4 protein-coding genes are annotated in these 2,790 nt (G+C 63.2%); 1 reads left to right on the forward strand and 3 read right to left on the reverse strand.

The features are described from left to right. The 3 genes from ACIRA7_RS16450 to ACIRA7_RS16460 form a co-directional block, all read right to left on the reverse strand. Window positions 1–775, reverse strand: a 775-nt coding sequence (locus tag ACIRA7_RS16450; RefSeq protein ID WP_396221913.1) for an MBL fold metallo-hydrolase, incomplete at its 3' end; no start/stop codon positions are given. Further along, window positions 747–1,115 (reverse strand): ArsR/SmtB family transcription factor, encoded by a 369-nt coding sequence (locus ACIRA7_RS16455; protein ID WP_396221914.1) that lies wholly within the window; start codon window positions 1,113–1,115, stop codon window positions 747–749. The genes ACIRA7_RS16450 and ACIRA7_RS16455, both read right to left, overlap by 29 nt. A gap of 188 nt (window positions 1,116–1,303) precedes the next feature. Beyond that, complete coding sequence (locus ACIRA7_RS16460) at window positions 1,304–1,927, reverse strand: TIGR00730 family Rossman fold protein (RefSeq protein ID WP_396221915.1); 624 nt, start codon at window positions 1,925–1,927, stop codon at window positions 1,304–1,306. Between the two features lie 90 nt (window positions 1,928–2,017). Here ACIRA7_RS16460 and upp point away from each other — a divergent pair, with 90 nt between their 5' ends. Continuing rightward, a complete protein-coding gene (upp, locus tag ACIRA7_RS16465; protein ID WP_396221916.1) occupies window positions 2,018–2,668 on the forward strand; it encodes a uracil phosphoribosyltransferase in 651 nt (216 codons plus the stop codon). Window positions 2,669–2,790 lie beyond the last annotated feature (122 nt).

A 2,790-nucleotide genomic window follows, 5' to 3' on the forward strand; every position in this document is an offset into this window, starting at 1 on the left:
CCACGCGCCCCAGCTCCTCGCGCGCCCCCTCCACCGATTCATGATCGCGATTGCCGTAGGTGCTTTCGCACAGAATCACGTGCGCGCCTCCGGTGGGTGGCTCGGGGTTGCGGATGATGGGCAGATCATTGCGCCCCACATCGCCGGAGAACACCACACGCCGGAATTCGTCACCCTCGCGCAGCTCCAACACGACTGAGGCGCTGCCGAGGATGTGTCCAGCCTCGGTGTACATCGCGCGCACGCCGTCAGTGACATCGAACCATTTGTGATACGGCATGCCGATCATCTGTTCGAGTGTGCGGGTGGCATCCTCCACACGATAAAGCGGCTCGGCATGCGGACGTCCATGCCGCTCCAGAAAGTCGGCATCCTTTTCCTGGATATGCGCCGAGTCGGCGAGCATCAGCGCGCAGAGATCTCGCGTGGCCGAGGTGGCCCAGATGGTGTTCTTGTAGCCCTGGGCGGTCAGAAACGGCAGGCGGCCGGCATGGTCGATGTGGGCGTGCGAGAGCACCACGGCGTCGATTTCGTCGATGGGCAGCGGGAGCCTGGCATTCTTCGCGTGGCTTTCGCTGCGCTTGCCCTGAAACAACCCGCAGTCGAGCAGCACGGTGCGCTGGCCCACGCGTACGATATGGCAGGAGCCGGTGACTTCCTGAGCGGCACCGGAGAACTCGATCTGCATAAGCCCTTGCTCCTGAGGTGAGAACGTCACCTGCAACGTACCGAACCCAGCGGTACGCTTACCCCACTTCGTCGGAATCACCGCCACGGCCCATCATCATCGGCCGCTGCCCGCGACCGGCTCCCGTGGTTGGCTCGTTGACGCGGCTCGACATCAGTTCACACAACCTCATGATCTGTCGGTCGGCAAGCGCATAGTGCACGAAAAGCCCATCTTTGCGCCGCTTGACGAACCCATGTGCATGAAGGACCTGCAGGTGTTTGGACGCGTTCGCCTGTCCGAGTCCAGTGCCGGAGACCAGTTCGTTGACCGTCTGCTCTCCCTGCTGTAATGCCCCCAAGAGGGAAAGTCGCGCAGGTTCAGACAGCACCTTGAACCGCTCTGCGACCAATGGAAGGACACGTTCCGACAAAACAAATCGTCCCATCAACACCTCGCAGAGTCCCATTCATTTCTCTCGTCGATTCCGCGACGGTGGCCGCGCTAAACGCGCGGCCACCAATCATATGGGCGCACACACCGTCTGAACAGGGACAAGTTGCGTACTGCCGTTCGCATGGGCGCCCGAGGGGAGCGCGAACTGGTTTTCCGATTCACGGAATGCGCCACAACCGTTCAGGTTTCGCCGAGTCGGATCCAGCGACGCACTATCGGTGCGTGAAAGCTCTGCAGTCGAGACAGCATCGATGCCACGTCGTGGTCGACCACGAGCCAGTCGCGTGGGTTGCCGCGCAGGAATCCCTCGGCGTCTACGTGTTCCAGCAAGGCCAGCAACGGAGTCCAATAGCCGCACACATCGAGCAGTCCGATCGGCTTTCGATGCACCCCCAGCTGGGCCCATGTCCACGTCTCGAACAGCTCTTCGAGTGTGCCCAGTCCGCCTGGCAACGTGATGTACGCATCGGCCAATTCCGCGATCATGGCTTTACGCTCGTGCATGGAGTCCACGACACGAAGCGCCGTCAGTCGATGATGCGCCACTTCCCGTTGCACGAGTCCGTGCGGCATCACACCAATCACCTCGCCGCCAGCAGCGAGCGCGGCGTCGGCCAGTGCACCCATCAAGCCCACGCGACCGCCGCCATACACCACGGTGAGTCCTTGCTGCGCCATCGCCGTGCCGAGGGCCTTCGCGCTCTCCAGATATTCGGGACGCGCACCATCATTCGAGGCGCAGTACACGGCGACGCGCTGCATTGGCGTCGCAACCGGAGCGGAATGGTCGGGGGCAGTGCTCATGGGGGAAAGCTAACGCCGATCTGGCGTACCCGATGACGGACACCCGGACGCACTATCCGGAGGCCGCCGGGAGCGGCTACTTTCGACGCCATGTCCACTACGCCGCGAACCTTCCCCACGCTCAGCATCGTGGACCACCCGTTGGTCCGCCACAAGATCACGCTCCTGCGCGACCGCGCAACGCCGACCAAGCAGTTCAAAGAGTTGGTCGACGAGATCGCCATGCTGATGGCCTATGAGGCCACACGCGATCTGGCGTTGGACCCGGTGCCGGTGAACACTCCACTCGAGACCACATCGGGATGGGCCGTGCGTGGCAAGAAGCTCACACTCGTCCCCATTCTGCGCGCTGGACTGGGCATGGTGGAGGGCATTCTGCGCCTCATGCCGTCGGCCCGTGTGGGACACATCGGCCTCTATCGCGATCACGATACGCTCGAACCGGTGGACTACTACTTCAAGGTCCCCGGCGATGTCAGCGAGCGGGAATTCCTGCTGCTCGACCCGATGCTGGCCACCGGCGGCAGCGCCACCGCCGCGGTGTCGTCACTCAAGCGCGCGGGCGCATCACGCATTCGCTTCCTCTGTCTCGTGGCGGCACCGGAAGGCGTGGAGCGACTGGCCCGCGAACACCCCGATGTGCCAATCCTCACCGCCGCCCTCGACCGACAACTCAACGAACACGGCTACATTCTGCCCGGACTCGGCGACGCCGGCGACCGGTTGTTTGGGACACGCTGAGTAAGGACAAGGGGGTATGGAGAAGGGAGATGTTCGTACCCCGTACTCCTCCTTACTCCCGACCCCTTACTTCGCCGTCATCACCCAAACCACTCCCGCGGCGCCGTCCGCTGCTGATCGGC

It is taken from the genome of Gemmatimonas sp. (assembly GCF_044376735.1).
Taxonomy (GTDB): Bacteria; Gemmatimonadota; Gemmatimonadetes; order Gemmatimonadales; family Gemmatimonadaceae; genus Gemmatimonas.

What these genes read in the sequence shown, in the direction of transcription:
- ACIRA7_RS16455 (WP_396221914.1), bottom strand. Translation starts at nt 1,115, where the DNA reads ATGGGACGATTTGTTTTGTCGGAACGTGTCCTTCCATTGGTCGCAGAG.
- ACIRA7_RS16460 (WP_396221915.1), bottom strand. Translation starts at nt 1,927, where the DNA reads ATGAGCACTGCCCCCGACCATTCCGCTCCGGTTGCGACGCCAATGCAG.
- upp (WP_396221916.1), top strand. Translation starts at nt 2,018, where the DNA reads ATGTCCACTACGCCGCGAACCTTCCCCACGCTCAGCATCGTGGACCAC.